This is a genomic window from Candidatus Viridilinea mediisalina (genome assembly GCF_002532535.1).
GTDB classification, from domain to species: domain Bacteria; phylum Chloroflexota; class Chloroflexia; order Chloroflexales; family Chloroflexaceae; genus Viridilinea; species Viridilinea mediisalina.
Genome location: NZ_NQWI01000016.1, coordinates 22,650 through 42,425, shown reverse-complemented (window position 1 = coordinate 42,425; position 19,776 = coordinate 22,650). Strand labels below are relative to the sequence as shown.

The following is a 19,776-nucleotide window of genomic DNA, read 5'->3' as shown; positions in this document are numbered from 1 at the left end:
GGAACAGGGAACAGAGCGCCAGATATGGCCTTGCAATGGACGTTGGTACGCTTGTGTATGCGGTATGCTCAACAGGAATCGAGGAGTAGCTTGAAAGGATACACCCTATGCCAAAAATGATTGCATCTGGTCTTGAGTGGAACCAATTGCTGGCGCGCTTGCGCGCTGCTGCGCCCGAAGCGTTTGGGGCCGATGGGCATGTGCTCAATCTCATCGGCGGCGACTGGAGTCATCCGGGCCATGGCAAGCACTATGCCAATCCTGTAGATGGCAATGAGCTTGGGCGTATGCCCATGATTGACCTTGATCTGGCCAAGCGAGCCGTGCGCTTCGCGGCCCAAGAACATACCCATTGGTCGCAGGTTGATCTCGATGAACGGAAAAGCCGTGTGGCTGCCTGCCTTGAAGAACTGCGCTCCCACCGCGATCTGATTGCCCATCTGTTGATGTGGGAGATCGGCAAGCCATTTGCGCTGGCTTGTGACGATATTGATCGCTGTATCTCTGGGGTTGAGTGGTATCTTGGTGCGATTGAACCTATGCTGGCGGGGCGCACGCCCCTCGGCCTGATCTCCAATATTGCTTCGTGGAACTACCCCTATTCGGTGCTCATGCACTCGGTGCTGGTTCAGACTCTGGCGGGCAATGCGGCGATTGCCAAGACGCCTACCGACGGCGGGATGTTTGCGCTCACTCTTGGCTTTGCGCTGGCACGCCGGGCTGGGTTGCCCGTCTCGCTCGTCAGCGGCTCCGGCGGCCTGCTCTCCGATGCGCTCGTGCGTAACCCCGATGTCGCTTGTCTCGCCTTTGTGGGCGGCAAGTCCAACGGGCGCGACATTGCGGCCAGCCTCTACGACCGCGAGAAGCGCTATATGCTTGAGATGGAGGGGGTCAATTGCTACGGTATCTGGGAATACTCCGATTGGCCCGCCCTAGCCGCACAGATCAAGAAGGGCTTTGCCTACGGCAAGCAGCGTTGTACGGCCTACATCCGCTTCGTGGTGCAGCGTGGCCTCTTCCCCAAATTCCTCGACACCTACCTGCCAGCCGTGAAGTCGTTGCAGATTGGCCATCCCTTGCTCGTAGATAGCCCCGATGATCCGTTGCCCACGCTCGACTTTGGGCCGCTGATCAATAGCCGCAAGGTTGAAGAGTTGCGCGTGATGTACTCGGAGGCGATTGGCCTGGGTGCCATCAGCCTCTTCGAGGGCGAACTTGATCCCAACCGCTTCCTGCCGGGCCAAGACAACTCCGCCTACCTTGCGCCGATCACGCTGCTCAATGTGCCGCGTAACGCCCGTTTCCACCACAACGAACCCTTTGGCCCGGTAGACACCATTGTGGTTGTGGATCGCATCGAAGAGATGATCAGCGAAATGAACATCTCCAATGGCAACCTCGTCTCCTCAATTGCCACCGACGATCCCCAGATTGCCCGCATGGTAGCGGGTGAACTGCGCTCCTTCAAGGTTGGCATCAACCAAGTGCGCTCGCGTGGCGACCGCGAAGAGGTCTTTGGCGGCATGGGTGCCTCGTGGAAGGGCTGTTTCGTTGGCGGCAAATACCTCGTGCAGTCGGTCACTCAAGGCGAGCCCAACGAGCGGCTCTATGGCAACTTCCCCGATTATACGCTGCTGCCAGAGACGCGCTAGGGGGACAGAACGTTTCCTTTGCGCACCAGATCAACCATTTGCACCGCCACGGTCTCAGGGTGGCTCGCATGCAACCAGAGTTGCGTAGCCCCACGGGGGATGCTGAGTTCTACGTGGTGCGGTGTGGCAGTTGGATGCAGCTCTAGCGTGCTGAGGGTAACGCCTGCTACCCTCAGTTCAAGCTGGCCAGTGCCAGTGCTTTCAATCGAAAAGAGCACAGTCTGCGCTTCAGCACTGTAGATCACAAGCTCGGCCATAGCATCGCTCATCTGCCGTTCCACGCTGGCCCCCGCTACCAGTGGTGCCGACCAGCCACTGCCAATCCCTAAGAAGGGCAGCGGCTCGCTTGGGGGCGCTACGCGGTAGGCCAAGACCGAGCCAGCGGCTGGTTGTTCAATGGTAAAGGGTGCCCGCAGCAGCCCAGAGGCACGACTTGCGTCGGAAGTGCGTAAGGCTGCCGTTTCACGCGCAACCGGACGCCCCTCAACTGAGGCGGCGCGTGCGACCTGCTCCAGCTCCTCATAGCGTAGCGCCCCACCAACGCTATGCAGCATCAGATAGCGAATATTGAAGTAACGAAAGACACTCGACGCAATCTCAGCGGGAGCTTGGGCGATGATGTCGGGCGCAGGTTGGGCGTAGGCAAACATCCGCACGGTGGGAATTTGCTCAACCAGCGGGTAGGGCAACCGTCGTGAGGTGTAGCCGCCCACAAGGTACTTCTGGTGAGCCACCTGGTAGAGCATAAAGACCGGGCTGGTATTGTAGTAGAAGGGCGCTTCGAGGATCGCATACTTCTCTGCGTCACGCCCGATTTCGGCATAAATCTCTGGAATATAGACCCGCACCAGTGGAAAGGGCGTGGTCAGGTTGTCGAGCACTACCAGCATGATCAAGCCTGTGGCTACAAGGTTGCGCCACATCTGTGGGCGTGAGGACTGGGCAAGGCGGCTAAGGAGGTAACCCGTGCCCAAGGCGGCGAGCATAGCCAAAGCAAGCATCGTGTAGACAATAAACCGCATGGGGTAGCGTGAGATGCGCACCAACGGCAGTTCATAGAGGATCGCGCCCGGCAATGGGATGCCGGTCAGGTTGCCCAAGACCTGCAACTGCGGCCCCATAGCCAGCAGCGCAAACAAGAGCGCACTCGCCAACCAGAAGCGCCCTGTGCGGCTACGCAGGCCAACGAGAACCAAGAGGAGCGTCACCAGCCCAAGGTAGGCGGTCTTATTCTGGATGTGGGTGCGCTCTTTATAGCTCTGCAACTGTTCGGCCACACGGCCCCAGAAGGGATGGATCTGGCTAGGAATGAAGAAATCGGCGAGGTCAAAGGAGTGTTCAAGGCGAAAATACTCACCGCCTTCGGTTTCGGCACTCGGCACCTGGGCCGAAAAGCGTGCCGTAGCAATGGCCAGCGGGGCGATGAGCAGCAGTGCCAAAGCGATGGCAAGCCCAACTGCAACGAGGCCAGAGCCACGCACACGCAGGCTCACCTTCTGCCACAGAGTTGCACTAGAAACAGACGGAGCTTGGTAGGCAACCAACAGCGCCAAAGCATACCACGCGGCCCAGATCAGCGTGAAGAGCAGATACTGCCAATCGCTCAAGAGCGTCAACGCAATCAGCCCGCCCGCTAGGGCAATTGAACCCACCCTTGGCTGCGCTGCGGCCCGCCGCAAGGCCAGCACCGCCAAGGGAATTGGCCACGCAGCAAGCATATGGGTGTGGCTGCCCAAAACCTGTGAAAGCAGGTAGCCGCTACAGGCAAAGATCGTACCAGCCAGCAACGCCGCCACGTGACTCACGGTGAGGCTGATCGCGTTCTCGGCCAAGACCGAACGAGCCAGCAGGTAGGTCGCAAAGCCGCTGGCGGTGAGCGAAAAGATCACCACAAAATTGTAGGCAGCCACCAGCCCAAAGAGGGCGTGGACAGGCAGGCTGATCAGGAAGTTGATCGGATTGAGCGTCTGCAACAGCAGACTAGCGCCGTGGGGGTGGTAGAGGTAGGGGGTGAAATAGGGGTTACTGCCAGTGAGCAAAGCTTCACGCAGCCACCACATATTCCACATATTCTGCCAGGTATCAAAGCCATTCCCAGGCACAGCGCTGGTCAGATGGAGTAGCGTGGGCCAGGTCATCAGCAGTGCCAGCGCCAGATAGAGGGTGAGGGCCACACCAGCATTGCGCCAAGAGAGAAACCATTGGTTCATGTTCGGGTAAATTCACAAATGGTCGCTGCATTGCCCAGCACAATAACCCGATGGCGAGCGCCGGGGCGCAGGGCGCGCGCCGCGCCAGCGCGGGCCTGTTCAAGGGCACGGGGCTCGCCCACAAGAGCAACCAACCGCCCGCCGGGCCGTAGGATGCGGACAAACTCAACCAAGCTTGCGCGGTAGAGTTCCGGCAAGCGTGCTTCCGCACCGATCTGTTTGCCAAAGGGCAGATTGACCGCGATTTTATCCACTTCACCATCAGCAAAAGGCAAACGCCGGGCATCCCAGCGACTCACATGGATCTTGCCGCGCACCCCACGCACATTCTCTTGCAGCGCACTAAAAGCCTCAGGGCTGGTATCACCGCCATGAATTTCGGCAAAGGGTCCCGCAGCGGCCCGTTCAACCAGCAGCGTGCCTGCGCCAGCCATCGGATCAACAAAGACATCATCGGCTTCAGGCTCAGTCAGACTGACCATCGCGGCAGCAAGGGCCGGGCGCAGACTAGCAGGCAGGTGGCGCAACTTACCACGTTGGCGCATCCGCACATCCGAGAGGCGCAGGGTGCAGATCAACTCCTGATCCACAAGGGTGGCCCAGACCTCCAGATCCGCATCATCGTCCACCAAACGCCAGCGGCCCGGCCAGCCATCCTTAACCGCATCGCTCACAGCCCGGCCCAGGTCGCGGCGCAGAAACTTCTGCTTGCCAACGCTCCGCGCAATCACGCGAAACGTCCCCCCCTGCTGGCGCGTCCCAAGCGTGCGTCGCCACTGATCAACCGTAGGAGCAATCGCATCGCCATAGCGCACTGCCGCATAAATCTGGCGCAAACCGCGCTCATCGGGGGCCACCCGAAAGGCACGGGCAGCCACCACAAAGACATCCTCGCTACTACGGAGCGCCAACAGCGGCTTGGCCGCACCACGATGATCGAACAACACCAGATCGTTCCGACCCGGCACAGCCCGCAAGCCAACCAGACGCGGCCCGCCACCATCACCCAATGGCAACTTACGTTCAGCCTCGTGCCACGCAAGTTGGCCCAGGCCCGGGATTGTTTGTAAAGCATACAGCATAATAAAAACCTCAAACAGGACGGTTAATTCGTATTAACTCATTATCAAGAGGAGCATGAGTTTGTAAAAATACAGCAATACGATTGGCTTGACCGACAAAATCCGGATCATATGTACACACAATAATACCAGCATGTTTTGCTGACACACGATGCAATTTAATGAAATGCTTGCGATTGATCGTCAATAATATTCGACCTTGTGCTATCGCAAATTTCAGTACCTCTTCATCAGGAACAGCCCGACCAGCATTTCCCGCATCTTGGCTTGTCAATACATCATGGCCAAGCTTGCGTAGGGCGACAACAACCGGAAAGGGGAAATTCTCATTGGCATAAAGCCGTGCCATAGCTTATGCAGCCTCATTTTCAATGATCTGAGCATCAATTGCAGCATGGTGTGTCCGATAGTAAGACCATGCATTAGCAAGATCTTCGGCTCGCAATGCTGAGTAACTGTGCAGAAGATCAGCCTCACTAGCGCCAAGGCGTCGCGCCTGTACAAGGAGCCAAACAGGTATGCGTGTACGTACAATGCAAGGTTCACCACCACACACCCCTGGATTGCTCTCAATGCCGGGGAATGCATCGCCTAAATCACGCACCACCCACTGAAGTAATTGGGCCTTTTCGGCTCGATTCATCTGCTGTAGGAGTTGTGCAACTGCATCTAATGTGCTCATGGTAGGCCATTTCCGTCTAAGAGGCTGTCTAAAACGTCTATGAACTAGCGTTGGAGTGCCGGCTTCAGCCGGCTAAAGCCGGCACTCCAGCGCGTGCCCACTAGCTTTTCAGACAGCTTCTAAAGCATATGCATATACTCACGCAATATATGGTACAGATCAACTAAACTCGCCACACTAACCCATTCATCATCAGAGTGGAGGCCCGCCCCAACCGGGCCAAGGCAGACGGCGGGGATGCCCGCGTTGGTATAGTAGCGCGCATCGGTTGAGAAGTGTTCGCGGTAGAAGCGCGGCACACGACCCAAACGTTTGGTGATCAGGGCAGCAAGCTGGCGTACCTGGGGATGTTCGGGATCGGTGTAGAGGACTGGGCCCGTTGAGGCGACCACGACTTCGCCGTTGGGAAAGCATGTTTGCACGGCTGCAAGCAACTGTTCTGGGCGATCTTGGCTGACATGGCGAATATCGAGGGTCAAGGAGGCTTCAGCGGGCACTTGGTTGCGCGAAGCGCCGCCCACCCTGATGCGCGTCGGGGTTATGGTGGTGCGCCAGACCTCACTGGTTGGTGAGGGATAGTGTTGTTCAAGCGCAAGCAGCCCTTGGGTCAGCGCCTGAACTGGATTACGCCCCTCCCAAGGGCGTGAGCCGTGGGCAGCTTGGCCATTGAGACGCACCTCAATCCACATAGCCCCCTTATGTTCATAGAGTACATCTAGATCAGTTGGCTCAAGGCAGAGCATAAAACCACAGCGCCACCCCTCAGCCAAGAGGCGTCCGGTACCATGAGCCCCGCCAATCTCCTCGTCGCTCACAAACTGGAAGCCCACATCAGGCGGCGTAGGCAACGCGGCCAGATCGCGGATCAGACGCAGCATCACCGCACAACTACCCTTCATATCTTGGGCACCACGCCCGTAGATGCGCTCACCGCGCAACTCGGGGGTAAACTGGTTCTGCCGCGCCACCACCACATCAAGGTGCCCATTGAGCATCAAGGCAGGCGCCCGCCCCTCGCGCAGCGTAACCACCAATGTTGGTTTATCATGAGCAACACTACGCTCAATCGTAACACCCGGAAGCGCAGCCACATAGTTGGCCACATAGTCAATCACGGCTGCCAATTGATCGGGACGTTCGGCTATCGACTCGAAACGGATCAGATCGCATGTCAGCGCGGCCAACTCAGCACTGAGGGGGTCGCTCATAAACGGCTCCTCTGGACGGCAAAATCAAAACTGCACGTTAGTATACCACGCCACTCGCGCTACTCTGTGCTACAATCGAATCAGGCACATGATCAATCCATGATTGTACGGTTTTAGGCGCCATGGGTATGTGGGGCTACGCCCCAGACCCGGTTTGTTGCTTTGGTGTTGGCGGCTTCGCCGCCAACACCAAAGCGAGAGCGTTTTTTGGGGTAGGCTGCGCCTCCCCCAAACCCCCACCGCATGGGGCTACGCCCCAACCCCCCCCTTTTTCTTCCAGGCCACTATGGCGAAGGAGGCTTTTCATGCCCCAGGTTGAGATGAACGATGAGTTGATGGACGCAAAATTGGGTGAGCCGCTGCTTTCGGTGGCACGACGCCACGCGGCTCATATTGGCTTCTATTGTGATGGGAGTGGCCTCTGCACCATGTGTGAGTGCCGTATCATTGATGGTGCCGACCAACTAAGCCCAGTAACCGACGTTGAACGCAACTGGCTCCCCCAAGCCCGTCTTGATGATGGCTATCGCTTGGGCTGCCAAGCGGCCTTGCGCGGGCGTGGCACCGTGCGGGCGCTCACTCGGGCCGAGGAGTTGCGCCGCCAACTGCTCGCAGTGATCAATCCGCCTGAAGGCAGCACCGCTGCCGACACCATGCGCCCCTTTATGGCCAATGTAATTATGGTCAACTGGCAGCACATCGGCACATGGCCCTTCAATTGGCTTCGCATCCTGCAACGCAATGGCTTGACCCGCTTTGTCTGGCCAGTCAGTAATATGGATCTCTTCATGCGCGATACCCTACGCATCACCGAGCGCATGCTCAATGGCAGGACGACCGTCACCGTTGAGGCCGAAACACGCCCCAACCTGTTGACTGACGGGAAGCAGGAGCAGGATGCCTAGCCGATAGCCGGTAGCCGGTAGCCGATAGCCGATAGCCGATAGCCGATAGCCGATAGCCGATAGCCGATAGCCGATAGCCGATAGCCGCACAAGAGCGCAAAGGAACGCACAAAAACAGCGACGCCTTCGCCCCTCTCCCACAACGTTTTATGGGCGGACAGAAAATATGTACGTTGCCACGCAAAAACCTCATTGTAACGCCAAGAATCTCAATGTCTTCGCCCCCTCTCCCACTTGTGGGAGAGGGGGAAGGGGGGTGAGGGCCAACCGGCGCATCTCCATCAGGAATCCGTAGGCACCCGCACAAGAATTCTGTCCGCCCTTAAACCCACGTTGTGGGAGAGGCGGTGCCCGGTTGGTGAGCCTGTCGAACCAGAGCTTGCCGAAGGGGGTAGGGGGTGAGGGCCATCCATGGCATCCCAAAGCCCTATCTGTGACTGGGGTGAGGGTCAGTTGGGGCATTCCCAATCACTCCTCCTCGATCCCGGCACGCTGGGCCGTCTCGCGCGTGAGGTAGTCGAGGTAGGCTTGGGCTTGCTGCGCCTCAACAGCGGGGATAATCTCACCAAGCACGACATAGAGGTGCGCACAGCGGCTCAGGAGTTGCTCTGGGCTAACGCCATCGTGGGGTTGCCGTTCGGTGGCCCAAGCGGCTTGGCCACTTAGTGGCGCAGGCGTGCCCGCGTTGAGGGTTGCCTCGAGCATGCGGACGGCATAGCTGAACCCAGCCTGCAAAAGGGCACGGTCGGCAGGATCGCCTGCCGCAAGGCAGCGGTTGGTCGCGGCTAACACCAACTCCTCACGGTAGCTGCGTAGCGCCGCCGCAGCGGCGGGTTCGGGGCGGGCCTTGGCTTGGTGGAGGTTGAGCACCCGCTCGGCGGTTGCGACCGCAGCAGCAGCATCACCAGCGCTGCCATGGAGGCTCAGTGCGGCCCAGAGTTCGGGTTGTTCGATGAAGGGCATGCCACCAGCGATCACCGGGATGCCACCGAGCCCCACTTCGTCAAGGGAGCGCACCAACTCACTGACGCGCGGCAGATTGAAGAGCATCTCAGCCGAAAGGCCCACCATATCAGCGGAGGTCTCGCGCACCATCCCCACCAGCGCAGGCACAGGCACATTAGCACCCAGGTAGTGAACTTGCCAGCCAGCAGCCTCAAAGAAATCGGAGACCATGCGTACCCCTACGCGGTGCCACTCATCGGGCACACAGCCCAGCACAATCGTGGGCGGCTTCGCAGAGCTACGGGGTTTGAACGATCGCCGGGGCTTAAAATAGGCGTACAACTCGCCCATCTGCCGCTCAATGATCGCCGTCGCCACATGCTCCTGGGCCACACTCACCCGATTGGCCTGCCAGAGCCGCCCAATGTCATAGGCACTCGGCTGAAAGATGTCGAGGTAGATCTGTTGCGCCTTCAGATCGGCATCTAACGCCGTCTCGACCACCGTATCGGCAGCACGACCACTGCCTGAGACGAGTGCTTCTAAGTAATTTTGGCGCAAACTTGTCAGCAAAGCTCCGTTGGTTCCAGTAGGCATGGGTAAGCTCCTTCCATCTGATGCAGCAGATTGCTTCTCTCAGTATAGCACTGAGTAGGTACGTGAGGGAACCACGTTCCCTTTTTTCATTACGTTTAGGACTATCGCCCTCAAACCTGTTTTGGGGCTATGCCCCAAACCCGCTTTTTTCTTCTGGGGAGGCGAAGCCGCCAAAGCCGAAGAAAAAAAGTTCTTCTGGGGAGGCGAAGCCGCCTCCGCGCCGCCGGAGGGCTTAACAAAAGCAGGCAAACCGAACAAATGCGCGTTTTCGCCTTTTCATCAGCGGCTCAATGTGGTATAATGGGTAGGTTATGAGGAGGCTACATTGAGCATTGCAACGCCCAAAACCCCCAACTTGATCGACACGGTCGGTGCGGGCTACCGGGCGCTGAACCGTCGCCTGTGGGTAATCACGATCCCGGCTGGGTTCAGCTTCTACCTGTGGCTTGGTGCGCCCTTGGGGTTGGGTGCCTTGGCTGAACGGATGCAGACGCGCCTCGCCGCACTGGAAGACTTCATCAAGGCACCAGGGCAAGCAGAGGTGTTGATCGAACGGATCTTGTTGAGCGATCTGCGCTTGGTGTTGGCATGGCTCAATTTCGTGCCCGTACTGCCCCCACCCCTAGAGGCGAGTGAGAGCGCCGTTGGGCTGAGTAGCATGGGCCAATTGCTCGGCGTGGTGGTCTTGATCAACCTTTTGACGCTACTGCTCAGTAGCTACTTCTTGACCCTCTTGAGCGAAGTGGTTCATCAGGTGCATCGTCACCCCCGCGCGAGCCTGCGCTATGCGCTGCGGGTGGCGCTCACCATTATTGGCTACCTAGTGGCCCTCTTGGGGGTGGGGTTCATTTTGGCGCTGCCCTTTCTCGCCCTCTCGACCTTGGTGATCTTGACCCTACCCCAGACAACCCTGCTCATTCTGCTCGCTTGGTATGTCGTCATCTTTTGGGCCTACATCTATACCGGTTTTGCGCCCGAAGCGATTCTGATTAGCCGTGCCGGGCCGTTACGCGCCATTTACTACAGTGTCAATATGGTACGACACAACATGGCAGGGACACTGGGGCTCTTGATTTTGAGCTACGTCATTGTGAGCGGGCTGAGTATTGTCTGGCGGCAGCTTGCCGTCAACCCACTCGGGTTGACCTTTGCAATCTTGATGAGCGCCTATGTTGGAAGTGGGCTCTGTGCCGCACGCTTGGAATTTTATCGTCAGCGCTGGATGTGATATAGAAAGTCAGCATACCCTATGAGCAACGAAGAGAGCATCGCAAGCCTAACGCCATCCTATGGTGCCGACCAGATTACCGTGCTAGAGGGACTCGAAGCGGTACGCAAGCGCCCCGGTATGTATATTGGCCCCACGGACGTCAATGGTCTGCACCATATGATCAAGGAGGTCGTTGACAACTCGGTAGACGAGGCCCTGGCTGGCTATGCCACACGCATTGAGATTGTCATCTATGCCGATGGCTCGGTACAGGTGAGTGATAATGGACGCGGCATTCCCGTAGACATCAATGCCAAGCATCAGGTCTCGGCCTTGCAATTGGCCGCGACCGAGTTGCACGCCGGGGGCAAGTTTGGCGACGGGGGCTATAAGGTCTCGTCGGGGCTCCACGGCGTGGGCCTCTCGGTGGTCAATGCGCTCTCAGAGTGGATGCGGGCTGAGGTGCGTCGCCACGGTCAACTCTGGGTGCAGGAGTATCGCATTGGCAAGCCGCAAGCCCCCGTGCAGGCGGTTGGCCCCGCCGAAGGAACGGGCACGAGTATCCATTTCAAGCCCGATATAACCATTTTTAAGGATGGCATTGACTACAATTTTAAGACGATCTCGCAACGTCTGCGCGAGATGGCCTATTTGACCAAAGGTTTGCACTTCCGCTTCTGCGATGAGCGTGATGGGCGTGAGGTCAACTTCTACTTTGAGGGCGGGATTATTAGCTATGTGCGCCATTTGAATAAAGATAAAGCGACGTTGCACAAGCAGCCCTTCTATGCGGAACGCATGGTCAATGATGTAGCGGTTGAAGTGGCAATGCAGTATACCGGCACCTATGATAGTGATTCGGTCTACGCATTTGCCAACAATATTAACAACACCGACGGTGGGGCACACATCTCAGGCTTTCGCACCGCCCTCACGCGGGTGATCAACACCTATGCGCGCGCCAAGAGTATCCTCAAGGAGAATGAGGCCAACCTCACGGGCGATGATGTGCGCGAAGGGCTAACCGCCGTGATCAGCGTGAAGTTGAAGGATCCGCTCTTTAGCTCGCAGACTAAAGAGAAATTGGTGAGCCCTGAGGCGGCGGGCGCGGTGGCGACCGTGATCGGTGACGATTTTGCCGCCTGGCTTGACGAGAATCCAAGCGAGGCGCGACGCATCATCGAAAAGACCCTCGCGGCTGCCCGTACACGCTTGGCTGTCCAGAAAGTAAAAGAGACGGCGCGCAAGAGCGCCATGGAGGGCTTCTCGCTCCCTGGCAAACTGGCCGATTGCTCCGATACCAACCCGGCCCGCTGCGAACTCTACATCGTCGAGGGCGATAGCGCCGGTGGCACCGCCAAGCAGGGACGTGACCGACGCTTCCAAGCGATTCTGCCGCTACGCGGCAAGATCCTCAATGTCGAAAAGAGCCGCATGGACAAGATGCTCTCCAATGCCGAAGTCAAGGCACTGATTACGGCCATCGGCACCGCGATTGGAGAGCAGTTTAGCCCCGATAAGTTGCGCTACCATCGGATCATCTTGATGGCGGACGCGGACGTAGACGGAAGCCACATCAGAACATTGCTCCTCACCTTCTTTTTCCGCCACATGCGTCAACTGATTACCAGTGGCCACCTCTTCATCGCCCAACCCCCCCTTTACCGCATCAAACATGGCAAAGAGCAGGTCTACACCTACTCGGATGCCGAGCGCGACACCTATTTGGGCAAATTGAGCGAAACGGAACGGCAACGGGTCGGCATCCAGCGCTACAAAGGTCTCGGCGAGATGAACGCCGAGCAACTCTGGGAGACGACGCTAAACCCGGCGAATCGCGTGATTCTGCAGGTGAATCTGGAGGATGCGCAATTGGCCGACGAGACCTTCACCATGCTCATGGGCGACCTGGTGCCGCCGCGTCGCCGCTTCATTCAGACCCATGCGAGTGAAGTGACGGATCTGGATGTGTAAAACCACCTATGTGTTCCGTGTTGGTGGCTTCGCCACCAACACGGAACACATAGGTGGTTTTTGGGGATTGCAACACACTGCTTGTCCCATGTTGACGGCAATGCCATCAACATGGGACAAAGAGCACAGCCTAATACAAGAACATCGGCTTGCCGATCAGGTGGGTAATGTGCGGGCGGTAGCTCTCAGTGTCGTACAACTCCGGCACATCCACGCGCTTCAAACCGCGTGTACAAGTGTCTACGAGGACAGTGGTATAGACGCCGTTCTGCAGAGCGACCATCACCCCGTCGTGGCCCTTCTCGAGTTGCTGAATGGCCAAGTGGCCGTATGAGGTTGCGACCATGCGATCAAGCGAGTCGGGCGCTCCGGCGCGCATCAGGTAGGCAAGCTGCTGGTTGACCACATCAATGCCGGTGAGCTTCTGCAGGGCTTCGCCCACGATCTGACCGATGCCGCCGAGCTTCTTGTGGCCATAGGCGTCCTCTTGGCCATACTCGACCACCTGGCCGCCGAGCATGCTGGCCCCTTCAGAGACGACAACTACTGCGTAGTTACTTGGGTTGGAGCGACGATCCTCAACCACAAACTTAGCGACCCGTTCAATATCGAAGGGCACCTCACTGATCAGCGCCCGGTCGGCATCGGCCAAATAGGCCGCAATCAGCGCTGTCTCGCCACTGTTGCGCCCGAAGAGCTCGATCACCGCGAGGCGCTCGTGGCTGCCTGCGGGGGTGCGTAGCGCATTGATGAACTCGACGCTGCGCGTCACCGCCGTGCTAAAACCGATGCAGTAGTCGGTACCGAAGACATCATTATCCATCGTCTTCGGGATCGCAATCACGCGCACCCCCTCTTGGTGCATACGTACCCCATAGCTCAAGGTGTCGTCACCACCTATTGGAATGAGCGTATCAATGCCAAGATGCTCCAGTACGCGCAAGACATGGGGCGTCGCATCGGCAAACTTATCTTCAACGGTAAACTCAAACTTATCTTTGAGAAAACTGGGCATAGTCCCAGGTTTTACCCGTGCCGGATTGGTACGCGAGGTGTGCAAGTGGGTGCCACCAGAGCGATCAATCGTGCGCACACTCGTGGGCGTGAGAGTCTGCACCCATTGCGCCGCATCTTCCAGATCGTCCAGGTTGTAGTTGAGCAACCCTGCCCAACCATTCCGAATACCGATGACCTCCCATCCATTCGCGGCGGCCCGGTTGACCACTGCCTTAATACAGGGATTCAGCCCAGGAACGTCGCCACCGCCAGTGAGGATCCCGATACGCATCAGTTACTCCTTTACTCCTTTGTAATGCCCCAGAGAACAATTTGTTAGCGCGAAAAAGCTCTGGGCCGCGCCGCTTGGCTTCGACAGGCTCAGCCAGCGGCGCGGTGGCTCGGTGGCTCGGTGGCTGAGCTTGTCGAAGCCAGCCTGTCGAAGCCACCGCGAGGTCGCCTGCCAACCCAAGGCTTTTTCGCGCTAACAACAATTTTTTCTTCCGTGGGAAGAAAAAAAGTTCTTCGCGGGAGGCTTCGCCTCCCCCGACCCCCCGCCAGGGTGGCCCACCTCATTCTCTATGATTGTACTGAGTCCGGTGCGTACTGATGGTTAAGAAAATGTGCCCTAAGCTTAACAATTGCACTACCTTGACTCCCAAGCCCCCAAAGGCGTGCCACTATGCTATAATTTCGCCATCCCCACGCGATGAGCAGCGTAACTCGGTTACGAACCAGATGAAGCAGGGAGGATCGATGACGCACGACCCCACGGTTCAAGCGCCTGGCGATGCGGCCACGCCACTTTTTGATATGTTTGCTCCGGCAAGCTATGAGGCATGGCGTGCTGCTGCCGAAAAGACGCTCAAAGGCGTTCCGTTCGAGAAGAAGTTGTTGACGAAGACCTATGAGGGGTTGCAGCTTCAGCCGATCTACAATGCGGCTGATGTTGCCGAGTTGCCCCAAGTCGCTTCGTTGCCCGGCCAAGCTCCGTTCCTACGTGGTACCCAGGCCGAAGGCTACCTCGCCCACCCCTGGATGGTCGCCCAGGAGTTGCCCTATCCGACGGCGAGTGCCGTCAACCAAGCGGCCCATGAGGATCTGCCCCGCGGCTTGAGTATGCTCCATGTCATCCTTGACCAGGCGAGCCGCCATGGTTTTGATCCCGATCAGGCCCCGGTGCCGATTGTCGGTCAGGGGGGTACGTCGCTGGCCTCTAGTGCCGATCTGTTGGTACTCTTGGAGGGTATTGATCTTGCCAAGACGCCCATCCGCATGGCGGCAGGTACGGCGGGTTTGCCGCTGTTGGCTCTGCTGCTCGCTACCTATGAGGGCGATCCCGCTGATCTGCGCGGTGGCTTGCTGATGGATCCGCTGGCGGTGCTGGCTGCCCACGGTGCGCTCCAGGGGCCGCTGGCCCAGAATTATGACGAGTTGGCCGCCTTGACCGCTTGGGCGCTTGAACATGCGCCCCACCTGCAGACGATTGAGGTTGCGACCCATCCCTACCACAATGCTGGTGCAAGTGTGGTGCAAGACCTCGCTTTTGCCTTGGCAACCGGCGTGGCCTATCTGCGGGCGATGCAGGAGCGTGGCCTTGAGGTCAATCGTGTCGCACCACGCATGCAGTTCGCCTTCTCGGTGGGTGCGCCCTTCTTTATTGAAATGGCGCGCCTGCGTGCCGCCCGCATGCTCTGGGCGCGGATTGTGGCCGCCTTTGGGGGCGATGAGCAGGCCCAGCGTATGCACATCCACGCTCGTACCTCTGCGTGGACCAAGACGCGCAATGATGCCTACAACAATATGCTGCGGGCAACCTCTGAGGCGTTCGCGGCGGTGATGGGGGGCTGCACGAGCCTCCATGTCAGCCCCTTCGATGAGCCGTTGGGCCTGCCTGATGAGTTTTCGCGGCGCGTTGCGCGGAATGTGCAGATCATTCTGCAAGAGGAGTGCCACTTTGTGCGCCTGATCGATCCCGCTGGTGGCGCTTGGGCGGTTGAGAAGCTCACCGATGAGATTGCGCGTTTGGCTTGGACGCTCTTCCAAGAGGTGGAGGGCCAGGGCGGGATGGTCGCCGCACTCGCTGCGGGCTTGCCACAGACCCAGATTACTGCGACGCGCCATGAGCGCTTCAGCCAGATTGGCCAACGCCGCGAGGTGATCATTGGGGCCAATATGTTCGTCAATCTCAAGGAGCAGCAACCCACCGCCCGCACGGTGGATTATGCCGCGCTTCAGGTGGAGCGTAGCACTGAGGTGGGCCACCTGCGTGCCGCCCGCGATCCCGCTGCCCTACAGAGCGCCCTCGCGGAGGTTGCAGGCAATGCGCCCCAAGTCTGGATCACTGGTGCGGTCGCTGCGGCCCGCCTGGGTGCAACCATTGGCGAGCTGGCCGTGACCCTGCGCGGCCCCACGAGTCCTACCAATTGCATTACGCCGCTGCCGGCCCATCGCGCCAGTGAGCAGTTTGAGGCGTTGCGCCAGAATGCCGAACAGTATGCAGCCCGTACCGGCGCACGCCCCAGTGTCTTCCTGGCAGGCATGGGGCCGCTGGCCCAGCACAAGGCCCGCGCCGATTTTGCCACCGGCTTCTTTGAGGCGGGGGGCTTTGCGGTGATCAGCGGTTCGGGCTTCACAAGCCCTGAAGAGGCCGCCGAAGCCGCCCAAGCCTCCGGCGCACCCATTGTGGTCATCTGCGCCACCGACGACCGCTATCCTGAACTGGTGCCGCCGCTGACAAAGCTGCTCAAGACGGCCAATCCAGAAACGACCGTCATCTTGGCGGGCTATCCCAGCGAGCAGCTTGAGGCCCACCGCGCCGCTGGCGTGGACGAGTTTATCCACCTGCGTGCCGATTGTTATGCGATCCTCGCGCACCTCCAGCAGACGAAAGGAGTGGCCTCGTGAGTAATCCCGATTTTACCTCTATGCCCTACAATGGCCCCACAGCGGCTGCCGATGCCACGCGCTGGCAGGCGGAGGCGGAGGCTACGACAGGGCGTAGCCTCGATGAGCAGCTTTGGCAGACGATGGAGCAGATTCCGGTGCGCCCGCTCTATACGGCGGCGGATATGGATCGCTTGGAACACCTTGGCTTTACCGCTGGTCTGCCGCCCTATCTGCGTGGCCCCTATCCGACCATGTATGTCGCCCAGCCTTGGACGGTGCGCCAGTATGCGGGCTTCTCGACGGCTGAGGCGAGCAATGCCTTCTACCGGCGCAACCTCGCCGCTGGCCAGAAGGGGCTCTCGGTCGCCTTTGACTTGGCCACCCACCGTGGCTACGATTCGGATCACCCCCGCGTGGTGGGTGATGTGGGCAAAGCTGGCGTGGCCATTGACTCGATCCTGGATGCCAAAATCCTCTTCGACGGCATCCCCCTCGATCAGATGTCGGTCTCGATGACCATGAACGGCGCGGTGGTGCCCATCCTTGCCTTCTATATCGTTGCCGCCGAAGAGCAGGGCGTGAGCCATAAGCAGCTCACCGGCACCATCCAAAACGACATCCTCAAAGAGTATATGGTGCGCAACACCTACATCTACCCGCCTGAGCCATCCATGCGGATCATTGCCGACATCTTCGCCTATACGGCGCAGAACATGCCCAAGTTCAATAGCATTAGTATCTCTGGCTACCATATGCAAGAGGCGGGCGCAACGGCGGATCTGGAGTTGGCCTATACCCTCGCCGATGGGCTAGAGTATGTACGCGCTGGGATCAAGGCGGGCATGACGATTGACAGCTTTGCGCCGCGTCTCTCCTTCTTCTGGGCCGTGGGCATGAACTATTTCATGGAGGTGGCCAAGATGCGCGCCGGGCGGCTGCTCTGGGCCAAGATCATCCAGCAGTTCGCGCCCAAGGAGGTCAAGTCGCTGGCGCTGCGTACCCACTCGCAAACCTCGGGCTGGAGCCTGACCGAGCAAGACCCCTTCAACAATGTGGCGCGTACATGCATCGAGGCGATGGCGGCGGCCTTGGGCCATACTCAGTCGCTGCATACCAATTCGCTCGATGAGGCGATTGCGCTACCCACCGATTTCTCGGCCCGTATCGCCCGCAATACCCAACTCTTCCTGCAGGAAGAGACCGGCATCTGCAAGATTGTAGACCCCTGGGGCGGTTCCTACTACCTTGAACACCTCACCGATGCCCTGGCCCGCCGCGCCTGGGCCCATATCGAAGAGGTTGAAGGGCTTGGCGGCATGGCCAAGGCGATTGAAGCGGGCGTGCCCAAGCTCCGTATCGAAGAGGCTTCGGCCCGTCGTCAGGCCCACATCGATTCGGGCCAAGAGACGATTGTCGGCGTCAATAAGTACCGCCTCGCCCAAGAAGCGCCCATCGAAATCCTCGAAGTGGACAACACTGCGGTACGCCAATCCCAGCTTGAGCGCCTGGCCAAGCTGCGGGCCGAGCGCGACGAGACGCGGGTGCAGTCTACCTTGGGGGCACTGACCGCCGCCGCGCAGAGTGGCGAAGGCAACCTGTTGGCCCTCGCCATCGAAGCCGCACGGGCGCGGGCCAGCCTTGGCGAGATTTCGCTGGCCATGGAGCAAGCCTTTGGACGCTACCAAGCGGTCATCCGCTCCATTTCAGGCGTCTACAGCAGCGAATACAGTGACGCCGAACACGTCAGCCGTGTGCGCACCCTGGCCGACGAGTTTGCCCAGCACGAAGGGCGGCGTCCGCGCATCCTCGTCGCCAAGATGGGTCAAGACGGCCACGACCGTGGGGCCAAGGTGGTAGCCACCGCCTTCGCCGACCTCGGCTTCGACGTAGACATTGGTTCGCTCTTCCAGACCCCCGAAGAGGTGGCGCGCCAAGCGGTTGAAAACGATGTCCACATTGTCGGCATGAGCTCCTTGGCCGCTGGTCACAAAACCCTGCTACCGCAGTTGGTCACAGAACTCCGCAAGCAGGGGCGCGACGACATCATGGTAGTGGTTGGCGGCGTCATCCCAGCCCAAGACTACGCCTTCCTACGCGAGCATGGGGCTGCGATGATCTTTGGTCCCGGCACCGTCGTGCCCGTCGCCGCCGAGAAGCTGCTGATGCAACTGCGCGAACGGCTGGAAGAGGTGTGATGAGGGGTGGGGTAAGCCCCTTTGAAAGGTATTACGGCATGAGTTTAGGTAGGCAGCCGAACGACGAGATCTTCGCCGTCTCGGTGATGGGCGGTGTCAAGGGTGGCCACGACGGGCTGCCCGGTCAGAGTAGCGGCGGCGGTGGCGGTGCCAGCCCGGGTGCCCGCCGCCGTCGCCTCGCCACCGAAGACTATGTTGCCGGGGTGGCTGCGGGTGACCGCACCATCCTAGCGCGGGCGATTACGCTGATCGAGAGCAATGCAGCGGGCCACATCGCCCAGGCCCAGGAAGTCCTCCAGGCGCTGCTGCCACGCACCGGCAACGCCCTGCGCATCGGCGTCACCGGCGTGCCCGGTGTTGGCAAAAGCACCTTCATTGAATCATTCGGCCACATGCTCTGCGAGGCGGGCCATAAGGTCGCCGTCCTCGCTGTAGACCCCTCAAGCAGCTTGACGCGGGGCAGCATCCTTGGCGACAAGACGCGCATGGAGCTGCTTTCGCGCCATGCCAACGCCTACATCCGCCCCTCGCCCACTGGCGGCAGCCTGGGCGGGGTGGCCCGCAAGAGCCGCGAGACGATGCTCCTCTGTGAGGCCGCAGGCTTCGACGTGATCCTCGTCGAGACCGTTGGGGTCGGGCAGAGCGAAGTGACGGTACGCGGCATGGTGGATTTCTTCCTGCTGCTGATGCTCGCCGGAGCGGGCGACGAGCTCCAAGGCATCAAGAAGGGCATCATGGAATTGGCCGACGCCCTCGTCATCACCAAAGCCGACGGCGACAACCAGGCTAAAGCGAAGGGGGCCCAAGCCGACTACAACCGGGCCTTGCACTACATGGCCCCCGCAACCAGCGGCTGGCGCACCCGCGCCTACACCTGCTCATCGCTCAGCGGCGAAGGTATCCCTGCCGTCTGGGAGGTCATTCAGCAATTCCGCAGCGAAACCGAAGCTTCGGGGGCCTTTGCCGAACGGCGCAGCGCCCAAGCCCGCGACTGGGTAAGCAGCCTGATCGAAGACTACCTGCGTAGCCGCTTCTACGCCCACCCCGCCGTCCGCAACCAGATGCCCGCCATTGAGTCCGCCGTAGTCGCGGGCGAACTGCCCGTCACCGCAGCGGTGCAACAACTGGTGAAGCTCTACGAGGGTTGAGGGTGAGAAGCTTCTGAAAAGTCTATGAACTGGCGTTGGAGTGCCGGCTTCAGCCGGCTAAAGCCGGCACTCCGGCGTGTGCC

14 protein-coding genes are annotated in these 19,776 nt (G+C 59.4%); 7 read left to right on the top strand and 7 right to left on the bottom strand.

Annotation, left to right across the window (positions count from 1 at the left end):
- Positions 1-107: 107 nt before the first annotated feature.
- Positions 108-1,652, top strand: coding sequence for an aldehyde dehydrogenase family protein (locus tag CJ255_RS05635; RefSeq protein ID WP_097643114.1), 1,545 nt, complete (start codon positions 108-110; stop codon positions 1,650-1,652).
- On the opposite strand, the gene CJ255_RS05630 is transcribed toward CJ255_RS05635, so the two are convergent.
- The 5 genes from CJ255_RS05630 to CJ255_RS05610 all read right to left on the bottom strand — a co-directional run bounded on the left by CJ255_RS05630 (position 1,649) and on the right by CJ255_RS05610 (position 6,834).
- Positions 1,649-3,862 carry a hypothetical protein gene (locus CJ255_RS05630; protein WP_174714055.1) on the bottom strand — a complete coding sequence of 738 codons (2,214 nt, stop codon included), beginning with the start codon at positions 3,860-3,862 and terminating at the stop codon, positions 1,649-1,651. The two genes, CJ255_RS05635 and CJ255_RS05630, sit on opposite strands and share 4 nt — an antisense overlap.
- Positions 3,859-4,944 carry a methyltransferase domain-containing protein gene (locus tag CJ255_RS05625; protein ID WP_097643113.1) on the bottom strand — a complete coding sequence of 362 codons (1,086 nt, stop codon included), beginning with the start codon at positions 4,942-4,944 and terminating at the stop codon, positions 3,859-3,861. Before CJ255_RS05625 ends, CJ255_RS05630 begins: the two co-directional genes overlap by 4 nt.
- Before the next feature lie 10 nt (positions 4,945-4,954).
- A complete protein-coding gene (locus tag CJ255_RS05620; RefSeq protein WP_097643112.1) occupies positions 4,955-5,293 on the bottom strand; it encodes a DUF5615 family PIN-like protein in 339 nt (112 codons plus the stop codon).
- 3 nt (positions 5,294-5,296) lie between these two features.
- A complete protein-coding gene (locus CJ255_RS05615; protein ID WP_097643111.1) occupies positions 5,297-5,626 on the bottom strand; it encodes a DUF433 domain-containing protein in 330 nt (109 codons plus the stop codon).
- A 119-nt stretch (positions 5,627-5,745) separates the two neighbouring features.
- Positions 5,746-6,834, bottom strand: coding sequence for a M20 family metallopeptidase (locus CJ255_RS05610; protein WP_097643110.1), 1,089 nt, complete (start codon positions 6,832-6,834; stop codon positions 5,746-5,748).
- Positions 6,835-7,139: 305 nt separating this feature from the next.
- On the opposite strand from CJ255_RS05610, the gene CJ255_RS05605 reads away from it, so the two are divergent.
- Complete coding sequence (locus tag CJ255_RS05605; protein ID WP_165774580.1) at positions 7,140-7,739, top strand: 2Fe-2S iron-sulfur cluster-binding protein; 600 nt, start codon at positions 7,140-7,142, stop codon at positions 7,737-7,739.
- Positions 7,740-8,207: 468 nt separating this feature from the next.
- On the opposite strand, the gene CJ255_RS05600 is transcribed toward CJ255_RS05605, so the two are convergent.
- Positions 8,208-9,281, bottom strand: coding sequence for a cobalamin B12-binding domain-containing protein (locus CJ255_RS05600; RefSeq protein ID WP_097643108.1), 1,074 nt, complete (start codon positions 9,279-9,281; stop codon positions 8,208-8,210).
- 325 nt (positions 9,282-9,606) lie between these two features.
- Here CJ255_RS05600 and CJ255_RS05595 point away from each other — a divergent pair, with 325 nt between their 5' ends.
- Entirely contained in the window at positions 9,607-10,509 is a 903-nt protein-coding gene (locus CJ255_RS05595; RefSeq protein WP_097643107.1) for a hypothetical protein, read from the top strand.
- Positions 10,510-10,530: 21 nt separating this feature from the next.
- On the top strand, positions 10,531-12,465 hold the full coding sequence (gyrB, locus tag CJ255_RS05590; protein WP_174714054.1) for a DNA topoisomerase (ATP-hydrolyzing) subunit B: 1,935 nt from the start codon (positions 10,531-10,533) through the stop codon (positions 12,463-12,465).
- 130 nt (positions 12,466-12,595) lie between these two features.
- Here the strand turns inward: gyrB and CJ255_RS05585 are convergent, their stop codons facing one another.
- Complete coding sequence (locus CJ255_RS05585; RefSeq protein WP_097643106.1) at positions 12,596-13,753, bottom strand: 6-phosphofructokinase; 1,158 nt, start codon at positions 13,751-13,753, stop codon at positions 12,596-12,598.
- Positions 13,754-14,217: 464 nt separating this feature from the next.
- Here CJ255_RS05585 and CJ255_RS05580 point away from each other — a divergent pair, with 464 nt between their 5' ends.
- The 3 genes from CJ255_RS05580 to meaB are packed head-to-tail and all read left to right on the top strand — an operon-like array spanning position 14,218 to position 19,693.
- Positions 14,218-16,368, top strand: a complete 2,151-nt coding sequence (locus tag CJ255_RS05580; protein ID WP_097643105.1) for a methylmalonyl-CoA mutase family protein — start codon at positions 14,218-14,220, stop codon at positions 16,366-16,368.
- Positions 16,365-18,545 (top strand): methylmalonyl-CoA mutase, encoded by a 2,181-nt coding sequence (gene scpA, locus CJ255_RS05575; RefSeq protein ID WP_097643104.1) that lies wholly within the window; start codon positions 16,365-16,367, stop codon positions 18,543-18,545. Before CJ255_RS05580 ends, scpA begins: the two co-directional genes overlap by 4 nt.
- A gap of 38 nt (positions 18,546-18,583) precedes the next feature.
- Positions 18,584-19,693, top strand: a complete 1,110-nt coding sequence (gene meaB / locus CJ255_RS05570; RefSeq protein WP_097643103.1) for a methylmalonyl Co-A mutase-associated GTPase MeaB — start codon at positions 18,584-18,586, stop codon at positions 19,691-19,693.
- Positions 19,694-19,776 lie beyond the last annotated feature (83 nt).